Source organism: Limnohabitans sp. Bal53 (genome assembly GCF_003063355.1).
In the GTDB taxonomy this organism is placed as follows: domain Bacteria; phylum Pseudomonadota; class Gammaproteobacteria; order Burkholderiales; family Burkholderiaceae_C; genus Limnohabitans_A.
Genome location: NZ_NESH01000005.1, coordinates 111,873 through 127,752, shown reverse-complemented (window position 1 = coordinate 127,752; position 15,880 = coordinate 111,873). Strand labels below are relative to the sequence as shown.

Here is a 15,880-nt window from a genome sequence, read left to right as displayed (position 1 = left end):
GCGGGCATTAAATCGTCTTGCCGCGGTAAATCACCATCGCCGTGCCCTGCGATTGGGTGAAGTTGTTGTAACCAATCAAACGGATGTGGTTGTCCGGATTGGCTTGGCGGCAAGCAGCGGCTTCAGCCAAGACCTTGTCCACATCGGTCTCACCGAACATGGGCAGCTTCCACATGTACCAGTAAGAGTCGCTCAGGTAGCGCGGCTCGGTGTGCTCAATGGCGGGATTCCAACCTTTCTTGACCAAGTACTCCACCTGTTTGCGGATCTCCGCATCGGTCATGGGTGGCAGGTAAGAAAAAGTCTCGAACTTTCGGCTGGCGGGGTCGGACAGGCGTGAGGTGTAGTCTTGCATGAGTGGCTCCTAAAAATAATGGGTTCAATCACTTGTGGGCGATATCGAGCTTGTCGACGGTGTCGAATTCGAACTTGATCTCTTTCCAGGTTTCCATGGCGATCTTGAGTTCGGGCGAGTGCTTGGCGGCCTCGCTCAGCACAGCCTTGCCCTCTTTTTCAACGGCCACACCCTCGTTACGCGCTTTGACGCAGGCCTCGACCGCCACGCGGTTGGCGCAAGCGCCTGCGGCGTTGCCCCAAGGGTGACCCAAGGTGCCACCACCGAACTGCAAACAGGAGTCGTCGCCAAAAATATTCACCAGCGCAGGCATGTGCCAGACGTGGATGCCGCCCGAGGCGACGGGGAACATGCCGGGCATGGAACCGAAGTCTTGGTCGAAGAAGATGCCGCGGCTGCGGTCTTCCTTGATGAAGCTATCGCGCATGATGTCGATCCAGCCCAAGGTGGCTTCGCGGTCGCCTTCGAGCTTGCCCACGACGGTACCCGAGTGCAGATGGTCACCGCCAGACAGGCGCAAGCACTTGCTGAGCACGCGGAAGTGGATGCCGTGGTGGGGGTTGCGGTCCAGCACCGCGTGCATGGCGCGGTGGATGTGCAGCAGCATTCCGTTGTCGCGGCACCAGTTGGCCAAACTGGTGTTGGCGGTGAAGCCACCCGTCAAGAAGTCGTGCATGATGATCGGTGCACCCAGCTCCTTGGCGAATTCGGCCCGCTTGAACATTTCTTCCACCGTGGGCGAGGTCACGTTGAGGTAGTGGCCTTTGCGTTCACCGGTCTCACGCTCAGCCTTTTGACACGCTTCCACCACAAATTCAAACCGGTCGCGCCAACGCATGAAAGGTTGGCTGTTGACGTTCTCGTCGTCCTTGGTGAGGTCCAAGCCTCCGCGCAAGCATTCGTAAACGGCACGGCCATAGTTTTTAGCCGACAAGCCCAACTTGGGTTTGATGGTGCAACCCAACAAGGGGCGGCCATATTTGTTGAAGCGGTCGCGCTCGACCTGGATGCCTGCGGGCGGGCCGCCACAGGTTTTGACGTAAGCGATCGGGAAGCGCACGTCTTCCAATCGCAAGGCACGCAGCGCCTTGAAGCCAAACACGTTGCCCACCAAGGAAGTCAACACGTTGACGATGGAGCCCTCTTCGAACAGATCGATGGGGTAGGCCACAAAGGCATAAAAACAGGTGTCGTCGCCGGGCACGTCTTCAATGGCGTAAGCACGGCCCTTGTAATGGTCCAGATCGGTGAGCAAGTCGGTCCACACCGTGGTCCAGGTGCCGGTGGACGATTCAGCGGCCACAGCAGCGGCCACTTCTTCGCGGGGCACGCCCGCTTGCGGCGTGATCTTGAAACAGGCCAAGATGTCGGTGTCCTTGGGCGTGTAATGGGGTTCCCAGTAAGTGCTGCGGTATTCCTTGACACCGGCGTTGTAGGTTTTGGTGGCCATGCGTTGTGCTCCTGATGAAAGTTGAATGTCTGGCTGATTGGCCCAAAGTGACCGAGGCTTTGCTTGGGGCAAAAGGGACCGTGGTGCTCTGAACTGATGCGAATTTTTAGACAGACTGACAATAAGTAAAAGTAAAATGTTTAGATCATCATCATTTACTTTAATAAAACAATGAACCTGAGACATGCCACCTTGCACCAGCTGCGAATTTTTCAGGCCGTGGCCGAACACAACAGCTTTGCCCGCGCCGCCGAGGCTTTGCACCTCTCGCCCCCGACCTTGTCGCTGCAGGTCAAGCAACTGGCTGAAACCGTGGGGCAGCCCTTGTTTGAGCAACTGGGCAAAAAGATTTTTTTGACGGCCGCAGGCAAGATCTTGGCCGAGGCCTGCCAGGACATCGCACGGCGCATGGACCTGCTCAGCGATGACCTGGCCGCGTTGCAGGGCGTGGAGCGCGGCAGCCTGAAAATTGCCATCCTCACCACAGTGAAGTACACCGTGCCCAAACTGCTGGGAGGCTTTTGCGCAGCGCACCCCGGCATCGACGTGGCCATGGTGGTGGGCAACCGCGAAAACCTGCTGCAACGTCTGTCGCAAAACCAAGACGACCTCTACATCATGGGCCAGCCACCTGAGCACATGGATGTGTTTTGTGAAGCCTTTGCCGACAACCCCTTGGTCATGGTGGCACCGCCCACCCACGCGCTGGCGGGCAAACGCCGCATCCGCCCGGAGCGGCTGCGCCACGAGCCTTTCATCATGCGCGAGCCCGGTTCGGGCACGCGCTTGACCATGGAGCGGTTTTTCAGTGAACACGGCGTCACGCCCATCAACCGGTTAGAGCTGGGCAGCAACGAGGCGATCAAAAAAACCGTCTCTGGCGGCCTGGGACTGGCCGTGCTGTCGGCCTCCACACTCGACGCCGAATTGGCTTTGGGCGAACTGGTTCAGCTCGACGTCATGGGCTTTCCGCTCATCCGGCGCTGGCACCTGGTCTACCCCCGGGGCAAGAGGCAGTCGCCAGCGGCTTTGGCCTTCAAGGCCTGGTTGTTTGAGCACCGTCCATAATTTGCACTTACCCGGCCCCGCTTGATCCAGGACCTGCCCGATGAAAAACGCCACCTTCCGCCAACTTCGCGTGTTCAACGAGGTGGCCCGTCACCTGAGCTTTGTGCGTGCTGCTGAAAACCTGCACCTGACCCCGCCTGCCGTGACCATGCAAGTCAAGGAGCTCGAAGGCCATGTGGGCATGCCCCTGTTTGACCGCAAAGGCAAACAAGTGAGCCTGACCACCACGGGCGAGTACATGCTGGTTTATGCCCGCAAAATCTTGGCCACGGTGAAAGACGCCGAAGACGCCGCGGCCCGTTTGCAGCGGGCCGAAACCGGGGTACTGACGATTGGCTTTGTCAGCACGGCCAAGTATTTCCTGATGCGCTTGCTGGCCGAGTTTCGGATCTTGCACCCCGGCGTGGACATCCAGATCTCGATCGGCAACCGCGACCAACTTGTCAGCATGCTGCAAAACAGCGAGGTCGACATCGCCGTGATGGGCCGCCCCCCCAAAGAGCTGCAGACCCGCGCCGAGCCTTTTGCGGCGCACCCGCATGTGTTTGTCTCGGCCGTTGACCACCCACTGGCCCAGCGCGATCACCTGCGGGTAGAAGACCTGCGACCCTATGACTTCATCGTGCGCGAAAAAGGCGCGGGCACCCGCGCCGCCATGGAAAAGTTCTTTGAAGACACACACGTCGAGCCACGCATGAAGATCCAGCTGCACAGCAATGAGATCATCAAGCAGGCCGTGATGGCGGGGCTGGGCCTGGGCTTTTTGTCGCTGCACACCATTGGCCTGGAGCTCGAGCACAACCTGATTCGCATGCTCGATGTGGAAGGCGCGCCCGTGGTGCGCTCATGGAACGTGGTGCACACCCAATCCAAAATGCTCTCGCCTGCGGCCGAGGCGTTTCGCTACTTCATGCTCGAAGAAGCCGAAAGCCACCTGGCCCAGCGCTTTGGCATGCACTGGCCCAAAGCCGCCTGAACGGCTGGCGCTTTCAGGGCCGGCGCAGGGCCAGCACGGGCCACAACAGCACAGCCGCCGCCACGCCCACAGCAGCGCCAAAGGTAACAGCGCAGGCCACAGGTCCAAAACAATTTCGTAGGCGATGTTCATCGCCCGCCAGATTTCATACATGTGCGTCTCCTGATGTTGTGAGTGGGCTTCAGACCCGGCCCTTGAGCGTCGCCATGTAGGCGGGCTGGAGCATGCGGTACTTCACCAGCCAGGCAAAGTAGCCCGCCTGCGGCGGCTAGATCATGGGAAGCGTTGGTGTGAGATTGCCTGCATAGTCGAACTCGATCAGCATGGCCGAGCCCTCTTTCACGATCAGCGGGCACGAGGTGTAGCCATCAAACTTTTGGCCGGGCGTGCGGCCCGCGATCACGTCCACCACATACTCGGCCACGATGGGTATGCTCTTTTTGACGGTGGCCGCCGTCTTGCCACGCGGCGTGCCGTTCAGATCTCCAATGCCAAACACGTTGGGGTAGCGGCGGTGTTGCAGGGTGTCCTTGTCCACCTCCAGCCAGCCACCTGCGACAAAGGGGTCCTCTTTCCAAGACAGGTCGGAATTCTTGACCGCATCGGGTACACGCATGGGCGGAACCACAAGGTGATCGAGCTAGGCGAAAAACAATTGGCCGATCAATTTGGGCGATTTCTGCCCATTTGACCAGCCAATTGAGAGTGTCATTTTTGAAAGGTTTACTTTTTGCCTTTCAGCTTGACGATGCCCATCATGTCCATGACCATTTTTTCGTAGAACGGCTCGGATGTGCCTTTTTGCATTTTGCGCATGAAGTACTTTTCAAACGCCACTTTGGCCAAGTGAACCCACTTGCCTTCTGCAAACCAGCTCACATTGCGTGGCGGGATCTGCGGCAAAGCCACAAAAGCAGCACCCGTGTCGCCAAAGTCAGCCAAACACACGGTATTCCAAGTGGCTTTGTGCGTCGGCTCTTTCCCGTCCAACATCTCGCGAATATTGTGCGCCGTGGCCGTGACCATGGATTCGATCATGAAACCCGTCTTGGGTGTGCCCAATGGTACTGGTGTCGCCTCCACCGGAGGTATGGCCACACACACACCCACACTGAAAATATTGGTGAATTTGGGGTTACGTTGGTGTTCATCTATCGTGATGAAGCCCCGCGGGTTGGTCAGGCCCTCAATACCAAACACTGCATCGACGCCCTTGAAGGCAGGCAGCATCATCGAATGCTTGAACGGCAGCACATGTTCTTTTTTGGGCTGTCCGTTGTCGTCATGCTCGGTGACAAACATTTGACCATCTTCAATCTTGGTGGTCTTGGCATTGCAAATCCACTTGATATGGCGGTCGCGCATGGCCGACTCCAGCAAGCCTTTGGAGTCTCCCACCCCACCCAAACCCAGGTGGCCGATGTAGGGCTCTGAGGTGACGTAGGTCATGGGCACCTTGTCGCGGATTTTGCGACGACGCAAATCGGTGTCCATGATCATGGCGTATTCATAAGCAGGACCAAAACACGACGCGCCTTGCACCGCGCCCACCACGATGGGGCCCGGATCGGCCGTGAATCTGTCCCAATTGAGCTTGGCTTTTTCTGCATGAGACACATGGCAAATGGACTGTGAATAGCCGTCTGGTCCCATGCCAGGGATTTCATCAAAGGCCAATTTAGGGCCCGTGGCAATGACCAAATAGTCGTAATCGACCACTGTGCCGTCAAGCAATTCAACTTGGTTGCGCTCTGGGTGCACGCGCTTAGCGCCTTGAGTGATGGCTTCAATCCCTTTGCGGTGGAGCGTGGGCTCGATCTCCATCTCGATGTCTTTGCGCTTGCGCCAATCCACCGCCACCCAAGGGTTAGAAGGCACAAAGTGGAACTTGGGCGAATCACTGATGACCGTGACCTGGTCTTCTGCCCTCGCCTGCTCTTTCATTTCAAATGCCATGGGCATGCCACCAATGCCTGCGCCAATGATCACGATATGGGCCATGTGTTTGTCTCCTTGTTTTGAATTGCACTGAATGATCCCACACGCGTCTCAAATGACGTTGACATGCATCAACCTCACCCCCCTTGTTTACCCTCGGTTATCACATGCGCCATCGGCCTCTATCAACAAGCGAAAAAACTCAGTACAGCGCGCGCTAATTGACATGCATCAAACCATTCACTGGGGCTATTTTTAAAATTCCAAAGATCCAAAAAATTTGGTTCTTTTATTCACTTCTGTCGGAGCAACAAATGAAAAACATCGCAGCCTGGATTTTGGGCATGAGCCTGTCTGGACTGGCCTTTGGTCAAGCCGCCACCATCGCCGTGGGCACGCCGCTGAACATCATCGACACCCAAAAATCGGTTGTGGTTCAAACCGCCAAAGGTCCTGTCACCATCACCCGCACCATGACCGCTTGTGCCAAAAACGGTGGCAACTTGCAGCCTTTGGTGCCCGTACCCGGCGTGCACCCTGTAGGTGAAATCGAGATCCTCGAAGCCTTGAGTGACCGCAACGCCATCGTGCTGGACATGCGTGACACCAATGACCGGGTCAAAGGCACGATTCCCGGCTCGGTCGGCATCCCCTATACCGAAGTGGCGGCCCGCATGAACGAGTTGGGCTGCAAGAAAAATGGCAGCCAGTGGGATTGCGCATCGGCCAAAAAGATCTACGCCTTTTGTAACGGCCCGGTCTGCCCCCAAAGCCCCACGGCCATCAAAGCCATGACCCGCGATGGCTTTCCGGCCCACAAGATTTATTACTACCGCGGCGGCATGCTGGACTGGGACGCACTGGGCCTGACCAGCATCAAAGACGAGTTTTAATCAGCTGCCTTGAATCACTGGCGCTGCAACAAAACTTCGTTGGTGATTTCATAGCGCCGGCCCTGTTTGTCGCAGGGCTTTAAGGCGCCATCGCGCACTAGGCTGCTGATTTCGCGACTGACGGTTTCGAGTTTGATGTCGAGCATGGCACCCATGTCGTCTCGTGCAAAAAACGAAGTGAAGTCAGGTTGATCGGGGTCGCGCATCTTCAGGGCCAGGGCCGCCACACGCTGGCGGGCAGAGCCGAAGTTCAAATCAGCCAGCCAGTCGTCGGCGTCTTTCAGGGCGCCCTGCCACTTTTGCATCAGGCGTTTGTGCAGGCGTGGCGAATTGGAAGACAAGTGGTGCAGCACCGACAAGGGGATGCGGCAGACTTGGGCTTCAACCAGGGGTATGGCTTCGCTGTCATAGCGGGCGGTGGCCAGCGCTTCGAGGCCGATCACGTCACCGGGGCGCAGCACGCGCACGATGCGTTCGCGGCCATCGGCGGTGGCCCGCACCAGCTTGACCATGCCTTTGCGCAGGGTGAATACGCCCACGGCGGTTTCACCTTCGGTGTACAGCGCCGTGTCGGGCGCGAACACCATGTCGTCGATGGGGGTGTGGATTTCGCCAAAGTCCTGTTCGTTCAGGTCGGCAAAGAGCACCATGTCGCGGATGCCGCAGTTGCGGCAGTCCGAGGTGCCTTTCCAAGCCGAGTCAATCTTGATGGGGATCATGTTTTGAATTTAGCACGTCCAACGTGCCCCCAACTGACACATGGTCTAGCTTTAGAAGGCTTTGCGCCCTTGCGCCATGCGGTCTTCGAGGTAGGGACCATAAAAATCAGGTTGGTACGCGCCCTCCATGCGCTCAGCCACCTCTTTGCCACCGGGCCCAAAAAACAGCAGGGTGGGCGTGATGGAGACTTTCCACCGCCGGGTCAGCTCATCGTGGGTGGTCAACTTGCCCGCAAAGTCGAGTACGGGTTGGTTGTTGCGCATGTCCACCTGCACGATGGTGGTGCCTGCCCGCGCCATGGGCGAGAGGTGGCTCTGCCGGGCCTGGCGGCAAAACACACAGCCATCCAGGCTGACCATGACGATCAAGGGTTGTTTGTTTTTGAGTGCTTGGGCCAGTTCGTCGGGCAGCGATTGGGCCGCAGGCAAGGTAGCGGCGCGGCCCGATTGCGCCCAGACGGGTGCAGAAGAAAGTGATACCCCCACCCGTAAAAGCCAGTCACGACGGCGCATATCTAACAACGAAAACATAGTCGGGTTGGAAGCCATGAATTGCAGACCGTGGACAATATCGGGTTTTGCGCAGCGGGCTGACGCATCGCCAAAGTCGCATTTTGAATATAAGAAACCAATGAATTATTGGAGAAATCCGTGAATCTCGCAAGCTTGCTCGAAACCTGGGGAGACTCGAATGTACTGGCTATGGCCGGTGCATTGGTGGGCTTCATCTTTGGCCTGGCCGCGCAGCGCACCCGGTTTTGTGCCCGTGCGGCTGTGGTGGAGTGTTGCGAAGGCCAAACGGGTGACCGTTTCAGCGTCTGGTGGCTGGCTTTTGGAGCGGCGCTGGTGGGTGTGCAAGTGCTGGTCTTGGCGGGCGGTCTCAAGCCTTCAGATGCCCGCTACATTGGCGCAACAGGCACTTTATCGGGTGCGGTACTGGGCGGCTTATTGTTTGGTGCGGGCATGATTTTGACGCGCGGCTGCGCCAGCCGTTTGCTGATTTTGTCGGCCAATGGCAATTTGCGCGCCTTGCTGGCCGGTTTGGTGTTTGCCGTCACCGTTCAGGCCAGCATCGCCGGATGGCTTGCGCCTGCCCGCCAAGCCTTGGCCAGTTGGTGGCCCATAGACGGTGGGCCCGGACGAGATTTATTGCACATCACAGGCATCGGACCGACAGGCGGCCTGGTGCTGGCCCTGATCGCTTTGGGTACTGGATTTTACTTTTTCTTCAAGACTCACCAGCGCCGATGGGGCCTTGCACTGGGGGCCATCATCACGGGCTTGAGCATTGCGCTGGGCTGGGGGCTGACACAGGCGATTGCCTCGCAGTCCTTTGAAGCGGTGCAGATTCAGGGGCTGAGCTTCAGCAGCGCATCGGCGGAGATGCTGATGCGGGTACTGTCCAGCGCCACATCGCCCAGCCTAGGTTTTGATGCGGGTTTGCTGCCCGCCACCTTTTTGGGGTCTTTGCTGGGCGCGTTGGTTGGGCGCGACTTCAAATTCGAGGGCTTCAAGACCGAGAACAAGCTGGGCCATTACCTGATCGGCGCAGTACTGATGGGTTTTGGCGCGGTCCTGGCGGGCGGCTGCACCGTGGGCGCAGGCATGACCGGAGGCTCGGTGTTCTCGCTCACGGCCTGGCTGACCCTGATCGCGATCTGGCTGGGCGCGGGCCTGGCCTGGCGCATCAACCGCAGCATGGGCTGGCCCATCTGAGTTGGATGCAAGCCAGCATCATCTGAGCACCAAAAAAAACGCCGCCAGTCTCAAGGACTGCGGCGTTTCTTGTGGCGTGGCAAGCCGCCACGCGCAGGGTGCATCAGGCCAGTGTGTCGGCCCAGATGTTTTGAGCCCAAGCCCATGCATACACGCCTTCGAGTTCGTTGGCGCCTTTAGATACACCACCTGAACCAGGCACGGTCAACATGGTTTTCTTTTCTGCGTCATAGCGGTGCACGCTGGCCACGTGGACCACGTCTTTGCTGCTGACATAGCTGTAGCAGGTGTTGTTGTAGATCGGCATGGGGTTGACTTGTTTGCCCATCAGCAAGGCCACCACAGCAGCAGCGCAGGTTTTGCCATGCTGGTTGGCCATGTGGCCCGACTTGGGCATGCCTGGCGCGACCTGGATGGAGTCACCCAAAACGTGCACGTTCTTGGCTGCCTTGGATTCGAAGGTGAGGAAGTCCACTTCGCACCAGCGCTTGTTGGCGGTGGCCAGACCTGCGTTGACGGCGATGTCACCGGCACGCATGTTGGGGATGACGTTGAGTACGTTGGCCTTGATGTCGTCGTTGAACTCGAACTTCAAGGTGTTGGTGGCTGCATCGACATCGGTGACGCGGTGCTTGCCACGGTACTCGACGATGCCTTTGTAACGCTCGGCCCAGGCTTTTTTGAACAAGGGGCCTTTGGAGGTCACATCGTCGTTGGCGTCCAGGATGAGCACTTTGCTCTTGGGCTTGGCCTTGCTGAAGTACTCGGCCACTTGGCAAGCACGCTCGTAAGGGCCGGGGGGGCAGCGGTAGGGGGCCAATGGGATGGACATGGCGAACACGCCGCCGTCGGGCATGGCTTCGAGTTGCTTACGCAGGGTGAGGGTTTGTGCGCCGGCCTTCCAGGCGTGCATGACTTTGTCTTTGGCACCGGCTTTGTTCATGCCGGGCAGGGTTTCCCACATGAAATCCACACCAGGCGAGACGATCAGGCGGTCATAGCTGAGCTCAGTGCCTCCGGCGAGCTTGACAACACGCTTGTCGGCGTCGATGGTGTTGACGCGGTCTTTGATGACCTTGACACCGTGACGCTTGGTCAGGTTGTCATAAGGCGTGGTGATGTCGGTGATGGTCTTGCTGCCACCGAGCACCAGGTTGGACATGGGGCAAGAGATGAAGGCATCGCTGGGCTCGACCAAGGTGACCTGGATCTTGTGCTCAGACCACATGCGCAGGTATTTGGCGGCCGTGGCACCGGAGTAGCCCCCGCCAATGACCACCACCTTGGGGCCACTGCCACCGCCCACGGTGGCACAACCCGAAACCAGTCCCATGGCGCCCAAAGCGGAGCCAGTCTGCAAAAAATGACGACGTTGCATGGCAGTTATTCCTTATCTTTTTTGAGCGGCAAAGTAGCCAGCAATGGCAGCAATCTGCTCATCTGAATAGCCCTTGGCGAGCTGGTGCATGATGGTGGCAGCAGGCACGCGACCGGCTTTGTAATCCAGCATTTTTTGGGTGGTGATTTCTTTGGGAACACCGGCCAGAGAAATCATGCCCGGTTGAGCGCGTCCATCGGTACCGTGGCAGGCCGCGCAAGATGCGGCCCAGCTGCGCGCTTGCAGCGGATCAACCTGGGCTTGGGCCAGGCCAGACAAGGCGACCAATGCGGCCGCTGTCAAAGCGTGTTGAATCTTCATAGGTTTTCCTCGTAAAAAATCAGTCAAGCGCTGACGTCAAACGTCAGCAAGCTCAGGGGCGCAAGTAAACAAATTTGTCGTTGGCCTGCAGTTTGGCGACTTCAGCCACACCGGAGGGCACCACTTTGGCCTCCATCAGCAGCTTATCGGCAGAGATTTTGCGAGCTTTCAATGTGTTGTTGCAGACACGAAACTCCACACCTTTGTTGACCAAGTCAGCAACACCTCCCGCAAAAGGTTGGTCCAACTGGTTGGTGGCACCGCTGATCAAAAAGTCGATGCCCAAGCCGTGGGAAACCACCACGATTTTGGCGGTTGGGTCGGCATTGAGGTGGTTGCGGATGTTGCCAATGGCCCGTGAGGCCTGAGGGATGCCTTCGCTCAGGTGGTAAACCACCTTGATCTCGGCCCAGCTCAGGGTGCAGGCCAAGAGGCCGGAAATTAACAGCAGATGTTTCTTCATTCATTACTCCTTATGTATGGATGTTAGCCGGGTCCACTGCGAAAGCGTGCCCGTGAAAACCCGGCCTGAAACTGACGTCTATCTTTCAATCGCTCTCGCTGGCGATTTGCACGCATACCGCGCGGCACAAGGTGACCACGCGGTCGTTGATGATGCGGTAATAGATTTGTACGCCTTCGCGGCGCTTGCCCAGCACGCCCGACTGGTACAGGGTGTTCAGGTGCTGCGACATGTTGGGCTGCGTAGTATCAATCTCAGCGAGCAGTTCACCGACGTTCTTTTCGCCATTGCACAGGGCACTGATGATGCGCAAGCGCATGGGGGCCGACATGACACGAAAGACCTCGGCGGCTTTTTCAAAAACCTCTTCCGATTCGGTCAGGACGTTGTCTTCTATTGGGGCTGTTTTGGCCATGGTGTCTTTTCTTCGAATGTCTCAAATACCGCACGATTGTCCCGCAAAAGGCCACGGGGTCGGTCTGAACCACCCTTGACTGCCCGGGGTGGGCCGATCTTGCAGCCAACTAGTTTGGGCATTGTGGTCAATTTTGTCGCAGTTTCAAACCATTGATTTGTTCTTTGCTTATGCGCAAATACAGATAAGTGACCAGCACGGCGTCTGACGAATCGCCCATTTGCGCTAGCGCAAAGGTCCGCGCTCATGAGGTGTTCATACTGGATTTTTTAAACTGGAACCCCCTCATGCCCCTGCCGCCCGGCCTGGCCGAACGCCTGCAAGACCCCAGCCTGCACGCCAAAGTGATGGGGGCTGACGAGGCGGCGGCCCTGATCGCTGTCGGCGCGAATGTGGGCATGAGCGGCTTCACGGGCGCGGCTTACCCCAAGGCGGTGCCCCAGGCGCTGGCCGCGCGGCTGGCGGCTTTGCATGCGGCGGGGCACACGCAGGCGCGTATCGGTTTGTGGACCGGGGCATCCACAGGGCCCGAACTCGATGGCGCTTTGGCCAGCGCCCAGGGCATCGAAATGCGCCTGCCCTACCAGTCCGACCCGACCTGCCGCCAACAGATCAATGCCGGGCAGATGCTCTACAACGACATGCATTTGTCCCATGTGGCGCAAGCCGCGTGGTACGGCCTGCTGGGCCACCTGGACGTGGCCGTGGTCGAGGTGGCGGGTGTTTTGCCCGGGGGACGCCTCATTCCATCAACCTCGGTGGGCAACAACAAGACCTGGCTGGACCAGGCCGACCAGATCATTTTGGAAGTGAATCTGCACCAGAGCCTGGCGCTGGAGGGCATGCACGACATCTACCACAGCACCCACTTGCCCCCGCACCGCCAACCCATAGGCCTCACACAGCCGCAGGACCGCATTGGCGACCCCTATCTGCGGTTTGACCCGGCCAAGGTGGTGGCTGTGGTGGTGACCGACCAGCCCGACCGGAACGCGGCCTTTGATCCGCCCGGCGAGGTGTCGGCCCGGATTGCTGGGCACATCCTCGCGTTTTTGCAGCAAGAGGTGCGCCTGGGCCGCTTGCCCGCGCAACTGCTGCCACTGCAGTCGGGCGTGGGCAACATCGCCAACGCGGTGCTGGACGGCCTGAACCAAGGGCCGTTTGAGCAACTGAGCGCTTACACCGAAGTGCTGCAAGACGGCATGCTGGCCATGCTGCGCTCGGGCAAGCTGGCCTTCGCCTCGGCCACGGCCATTTCGCTCAGCCCCGAGGCCAATGCCGAGTTCCGGCAGAACATCGACTTTTACCGCCCGCGCATCGTGCTGCGCCCGCAAGAGATCAGCAACCACCCGGAGCTGATCCGCCGCCTGGGCGTGATCGCCATGAACGCCATGATTGAGGCGGACATTTATGGCAACGTCAACTCCACCCACATCATGGGCTCGTCCATCATGAACGGCATCGGCGGCTCGGGCGACTTTGCGCGCAACGCCTATTTGTCGATTTTCATGACCCCCTCGCTGGCCAAGGGCGGCAAGATCTCGTGCATCGTGCCCATGGTCTCCCACCACGACCACACCGAGCACGATGTACAGGTCATCGTGACCGAGCACGGCTTGGCCGACCTGCGGGGCCTAGCCCCCACGCAAAGAGCCGAGCGCATCGTGCAGCAGTGTGCACACCCGAACTTCCGGCCTGCTTTGCGCGACTACATGGCCCGCGCCCGGCGCAGCGGGGCGGGCTTGCACACCCCCCACCTGCTCGACGAGGCACTGAGCTGGCACAGCCGCTATTTAAAAACCGGGCAGATGTGAAGCTGAGCGCCGAGCCGTCATCGGTTGCCTGCGTGCAAAATGCTGGCCGGTCCAAGACCTCATCCAACCCGCCCAGCTGGACACCCACATGCCCATGTTCGTCGACACCTCACCACCCGGCAGCTGCATTTTTTGCAAGCTGGTGGCCCAGGAAATTCCCGCCGCCATCGTTTTTGAAGACGCGCAAACCCTGGCCTTCATGGACTTGGGCCAGGTCAACCCTGGCCATGTGCTGGTGGCCAGCAAACGCCACGCGGCGAACCTGCTGGAACTGAGCGCCGACGAGGCCGCCGCCGTGATGCGCACCGCCCACCACGTTGCTGGCGCGGTGATGGCCAGCTTTGAGCCACCCGGCCTGACCTTGCTGCAAGCCAACGGCAAAGAGGGTGATCAAACCGTGTTTCACTTCCACATGCATGTGGTGCCACGCCACGCGGGCGATGGCATTACCCTGAGTTGGCCACGCAAAGACCCACCACGCGAAGTTTTGCAAGCGCATGCACTGCGCTTGCGACAGGCACTTCAGGGTTGAATGCTGGCTCGGGCAAGCCCCGGTCGCACGAGGCTGGCCCTCTTGGAATGGCCGTCATGGGCGTCATGACTGCTGAACGCAGAGAGCTCAGGTCTTGGGCAGCGTCACACCCACTTGCCCTTGGTATTTGCCGCCCCGGTCCTTGTAGCTGGTCTCACACACGTCGTCTTTGTCGCTCTCGAAAAACAACACCTGGGCGCAGCCCTCACCGGCATAAATTTTGGCGGGCAATGGCGTGGTGTTGCTGAACTCCAGCGTCACATAACCTTCCCACTCGGGCTCGAAGGGGGTCACGTTGACGATGATGCCGCAGCGGGCGTAGGTGCTCTTGCCCAGGCAAATGGTCAGCACGTTGCGGGGAATGCGGAAGTACTCCACGGTGCGCGCCAGCGCAAAGCTGTTGGGCGGGATGATGCAGACATCGCTTTCGATGTCCACAAAGCTGCGTTCATCGAAGTTTTTGGGGTCCACCACGGTGCTGTAGATGTTGGTGAACACCTTGAATTCAGGTGCGCAACGGATGTCGTAGCCATAACTGCTGGTGCCGTAGCTGACGATTTTTTGGCCGGCTGCGTCCTTGCGGATCTGACCCGGCTCAAACGGCTCGATCATGCCGTGCTCTTCGGCCATGCGGCGGATCCATTTGTCGCTCTTTATGCTCATGGTGTGCCTTTGTTGAATCAGATTATTCTAGGGGATGACCAGTTTGCCATTGGCTGGGACGAGCTTGCAGCCCCAACGAGACTCAGCGCGTCACACGCCCCTGCACGCCCTGCACCAGATAGTTCATGTTCAAGATCTGGGCATCGCTCAGGCTTTGCCCTGCAGGCAACAGCAACTTGCCTTCGTTGTCGGTGATGGGGCCGGCAAAAGGCAACAACTTGCCCGTGCCCACCAGCCCTTGCTTGGCCATCAATTCGTCTTGAACAGCCTTGGGCACCTTGGGGCCAAAGTCGCCCACGCGGATCATGCCGTCCTTCACGCCACCCCACACGTTGCCCGATTTCCACTGACCGGACAGTGCGGCCTTGACGCGGGCCGTGTAGTAATCGCCCCACTGGTGGGTCACGGCGATGATCTGCGCATCGGGTCCAATCTTGCGCATGTCAGAGTGGTAGGCCACAGCCATCTTGCCGCGCTCTTGCGCCGCGGCCATCACGGCAGTCGATCCCGTGTGGAAAGCAATCACGTCCACATCCTGGTTGAACAAGGACATGGCCGCTTCGCGCTCTTTAGGTGGGTCAAACCAGGCGTTGAGCCAGACCACCTTGACGGTGGCCTTGGGGTTGACCGAGCGCATGCCCAAAGTGAAGGCGTTGATGCCCTGCAGGACTTCAGGAATCGGAAAGCCCGCCACATAACCGGCCACATTCATTTTCGTCATGCGACCTGCCGCGATGCCCGCCAGATAGCGCCCCTCGTAATAGCGCGCGTTGGAGGCCGCCACGTTGGGCGCGGTCTTGAAGCCAGTCACCGACTCGAACTTCACGTTGGGAAAATCTTTGGCCACCCGAAGTGTGGGCTCCATGTAGCCAAAGCTGGGCGTGAAAATGATTTGGTGGCCTTGGCTGGCCAGATCGCGGATCACGCGCTCGGCGTCAGCGCCCTCCGCCACATCGGCCACAAAGGTGGTCTTGACCTGATCGCCCAAAGCCCGCTCGACGGCCTTGCGACCCTCGTCGTGCTGACGCGTCCAGCCCGCCTCGGTGATGGGCGAAACATAGACAAAACCGGCCTTGATGGGCTCGGTCACTGGTTTGGGATTTTGCGCCTGAACGGCAGGAAGAAAAAAACAGGCGACCACGAAGGTGGCAGCGAGGTTTTTATACATGGTAGTCCTCT

The 15,880-nt window shown here is 58.9% G+C and carries 18 protein-coding genes; 6 read left to right on the top strand and 12 right to left on the bottom strand.

What is annotated here, in order from left to right; all coding sequences use genetic code 11:
• Nucleotides 1-7: 7 nt before the first annotated feature.
• Nucleotides 8-355: a ribulose bisphosphate carboxylase small subunit gene (locus tag B9Z50_RS13505; RefSeq protein WP_108365195.1), complete on the bottom strand. Its 348-nt coding sequence runs from the start codon at nt 353-355 to the stop codon at nt 8-10.
• Between the two features lie 28 nt (nt 356-383).
• On the bottom strand, nt 384-1,805 hold the full coding sequence (locus B9Z50_RS13500) for a form I ribulose bisphosphate carboxylase large subunit (RefSeq protein ID WP_108365193.1): 1,422 nt from the start codon (nt 1,803-1,805) through the stop codon (nt 384-386).
• Between the two features lie 171 nt (nt 1,806-1,976).
• On the opposite strand from B9Z50_RS13500, the gene B9Z50_RS13495 reads away from it, so the two are divergent.
• Nucleotides 1,977-2,873 carry a LysR family transcriptional regulator gene (locus B9Z50_RS13495; protein ID WP_108365191.1) on the top strand — a complete coding sequence of 299 codons (897 nt, stop codon included), beginning with the start codon at nt 1,977-1,979 and terminating at the stop codon, nt 2,871-2,873.
• 40 nt (nt 2,874-2,913) lie between these two features.
• On the top strand, nt 2,914-3,849 hold the full coding sequence (locus B9Z50_RS13490; protein WP_108365189.1) for a LysR family transcriptional regulator: 936 nt from the start codon (nt 2,914-2,916) through the stop codon (nt 3,847-3,849).
• A gap of 268 nt (nt 3,850-4,117) precedes the next feature.
• On the opposite strand, the gene B9Z50_RS13485 is transcribed toward B9Z50_RS13490, so the two are convergent.
• Entirely contained in the window at nt 4,118-4,465 is a 348-nt protein-coding gene (locus B9Z50_RS13485) for a hypothetical protein (RefSeq protein WP_233249872.1), read from the bottom strand.
• Nucleotides 4,466-4,572: 107 nt separating this feature from the next.
• Entirely contained in the window at nt 4,573-5,850 is a 1,278-nt protein-coding gene (locus B9Z50_RS13480) for an NAD(P)/FAD-dependent oxidoreductase (RefSeq protein ID WP_108365187.1), read from the bottom strand.
• A 251-nt stretch (nt 5,851-6,101) separates the two neighbouring features.
• Between B9Z50_RS13480 and B9Z50_RS13475 the strand changes: the two genes are divergently transcribed.
• A complete protein-coding gene (locus B9Z50_RS13475; protein ID WP_108365185.1) occupies nt 6,102-6,680 on the top strand; it encodes a rhodanese-like domain-containing protein in 579 nt (192 codons plus the stop codon).
• A gap of 14 nt (nt 6,681-6,694) precedes the next feature.
• Here the strand turns inward: B9Z50_RS13475 and B9Z50_RS13470 are convergent, their stop codons facing one another.
• Together B9Z50_RS13470 and B9Z50_RS13465 are read right to left on the bottom strand one after the other, a co-directional pair.
• Nucleotides 6,695-7,399, bottom strand: coding sequence for a Crp/Fnr family transcriptional regulator (locus B9Z50_RS13470; RefSeq protein ID WP_108365183.1), 705 nt, complete (start codon nt 7,397-7,399; stop codon nt 6,695-6,697).
• 51 nt (nt 7,400-7,450) lie between these two features.
• Entirely contained in the window at nt 7,451-7,885 is a 435-nt protein-coding gene (locus B9Z50_RS13465) for a thioredoxin fold domain-containing protein (protein ID WP_108365440.1), read from the bottom strand.
• 165 nt (nt 7,886-8,050) lie between these two features.
• Here B9Z50_RS13465 and B9Z50_RS13460 point away from each other — a divergent pair, with 165 nt between their 5' ends.
• On the top strand, nt 8,051-9,115 hold the full coding sequence (locus tag B9Z50_RS13460; RefSeq protein ID WP_233249871.1) for a YeeE/YedE family protein: 1,065 nt from the start codon (nt 8,051-8,053) through the stop codon (nt 9,113-9,115).
• 103 nt (nt 9,116-9,218) lie between these two features.
• Here B9Z50_RS13460 and B9Z50_RS13455 read toward each other — a convergent pair whose 3' ends face one another.
• The 4 genes from B9Z50_RS13455 to B9Z50_RS13440 form a co-directional block, all read right to left on the bottom strand.
• Nucleotides 9,219-10,493 (bottom strand): FCSD flavin-binding domain-containing protein, encoded by a 1,275-nt coding sequence (locus B9Z50_RS13455; protein ID WP_108365179.1) that lies wholly within the window; start codon nt 10,491-10,493, stop codon nt 9,219-9,221.
• Between the two features lie 12 nt (nt 10,494-10,505).
• Complete coding sequence (locus B9Z50_RS13450) at nt 10,506-10,814, bottom strand: c-type cytochrome (protein WP_108365177.1); 309 nt, start codon at nt 10,812-10,814, stop codon at nt 10,506-10,508.
• Between the two features lie 52 nt (nt 10,815-10,866).
• A complete protein-coding gene (locus tag B9Z50_RS13445) occupies nt 10,867-11,277 on the bottom strand; it encodes a DsrE family protein (protein WP_108365175.1) in 411 nt (136 codons plus the stop codon).
• Between the two features lie 85 nt (nt 11,278-11,362).
• Nucleotides 11,363-11,692, bottom strand: a complete 330-nt coding sequence (locus B9Z50_RS13440) for a helix-turn-helix transcriptional regulator (RefSeq protein WP_108365173.1) — start codon at nt 11,690-11,692, stop codon at nt 11,363-11,365.
• 287 nt (nt 11,693-11,979) lie between these two features.
• Here B9Z50_RS13440 and B9Z50_RS13435 point away from each other — a divergent pair, with 287 nt between their 5' ends.
• Both B9Z50_RS13435 and B9Z50_RS13430 read left to right on the top strand, forming a co-directional pair.
• A complete protein-coding gene (locus tag B9Z50_RS13435; RefSeq protein WP_199221744.1) occupies nt 11,980-13,506 on the top strand; it encodes an acetyl-CoA hydrolase/transferase family protein in 1,527 nt (508 codons plus the stop codon).
• An 88-nt stretch (nt 13,507-13,594) separates the two neighbouring features.
• Entirely contained in the window at nt 13,595-14,038 is a 444-nt protein-coding gene (locus tag B9Z50_RS13430; protein ID WP_108365171.1) for an HIT family protein, read from the top strand.
• Between the two features lie 87 nt (nt 14,039-14,125).
• On the opposite strand, the gene dcd is transcribed toward B9Z50_RS13430, so the two are convergent.
• Both dcd and B9Z50_RS13420 read right to left on the bottom strand, forming a co-directional pair.
• On the bottom strand, nt 14,126-14,701 hold the full coding sequence (gene dcd, locus B9Z50_RS13425; RefSeq protein ID WP_108365169.1) for a dCTP deaminase: 576 nt from the start codon (nt 14,699-14,701) through the stop codon (nt 14,126-14,128).
• A gap of 82 nt (nt 14,702-14,783) precedes the next feature.
• Complete coding sequence (locus tag B9Z50_RS13420) at nt 14,784-15,869, bottom strand: BMP family ABC transporter substrate-binding protein (RefSeq protein WP_108365167.1); 1,086 nt, start codon at nt 15,867-15,869, stop codon at nt 14,784-14,786.
• Nucleotides 15,870-15,880 lie beyond the last annotated feature (11 nt).

Bases quoted from the DNA above. Each gene is read 5' to 3' on its own strand.
- B9Z50_RS13475 (WP_108365185.1), top strand. From the start codon at position 6,102: ATGAAAAACATCGCAGCCTGGATTTTGGGCATGAGCCTGTCTGGACTG.
- B9Z50_RS13440 (WP_108365173.1), bottom strand. From the start codon at position 11,692: ATGGCCAAAACAGCCCCAATAGAAGACAACGTCCTGACCGAATCGGAA.
- B9Z50_RS13435 (WP_199221744.1), top strand. From the start codon at position 11,980: ATGCCCCTGCCGCCCGGCCTGGCCGAACGCCTGCAAGACCCCAGCCTG.
- B9Z50_RS13455 (WP_108365179.1), bottom strand. From the start codon at position 10,493: ATGCAACGTCGTCATTTTTTGCAGACTGGCTCCGCTTTGGGCGCCATG.
- B9Z50_RS13445 (WP_108365175.1), bottom strand. From the start codon at position 11,277: ATGAAGAAACATCTGCTGTTAATTTCCGGCCTCTTGGCCTGCACCCTG.
- B9Z50_RS13495 (WP_108365191.1), top strand. From the start codon at position 1,977: ATGAACCTGAGACATGCCACCTTGCACCAGCTGCGAATTTTTCAGGCC.
- B9Z50_RS13505 (WP_108365195.1), bottom strand. From the start codon at position 355: ATGCAAGACTACACCTCACGCCTGTCCGACCCCGCCAGCCGAAAGTTC.
- B9Z50_RS13490 (WP_108365189.1), top strand. From the start codon at position 2,914: ATGAAAAACGCCACCTTCCGCCAACTTCGCGTGTTCAACGAGGTGGCC.
- B9Z50_RS13485 (WP_233249872.1), bottom strand. From the start codon at position 4,465: ATGCGTGTACCCGATGCGGTCAAGAATTCCGACCTGTCTTGGAAAGAG.
- B9Z50_RS13470 (WP_108365183.1), bottom strand. From the start codon at position 7,399: ATGATCCCCATCAAGATTGACTCGGCTTGGAAAGGCACCTCGGACTGC.
- B9Z50_RS13420 (WP_108365167.1), bottom strand. From the start codon at position 15,869: ATGTATAAAAACCTCGCTGCCACCTTCGTGGTCGCCTGTTTTTTTCTT.
- B9Z50_RS13500 (WP_108365193.1), bottom strand. From the start codon at position 1,805: ATGGCCACCAAAACCTACAACGCCGGTGTCAAGGAATACCGCAGCACT.
- B9Z50_RS13430 (WP_108365171.1), top strand. From the start codon at position 13,595: ATGCCCATGTTCGTCGACACCTCACCACCCGGCAGCTGCATTTTTTGC.
- B9Z50_RS13450 (WP_108365177.1), bottom strand. From the start codon at position 10,814: ATGAAGATTCAACACGCTTTGACAGCGGCCGCATTGGTCGCCTTGTCT.
- B9Z50_RS13480 (WP_108365187.1), bottom strand. From the start codon at position 5,850: ATGGCCCATATCGTGATCATTGGCGCAGGCATTGGTGGCATGCCCATG.
- dcd (WP_108365169.1), bottom strand. From the start codon at position 14,701: ATGAGCATAAAGAGCGACAAATGGATCCGCCGCATGGCCGAAGAGCAC.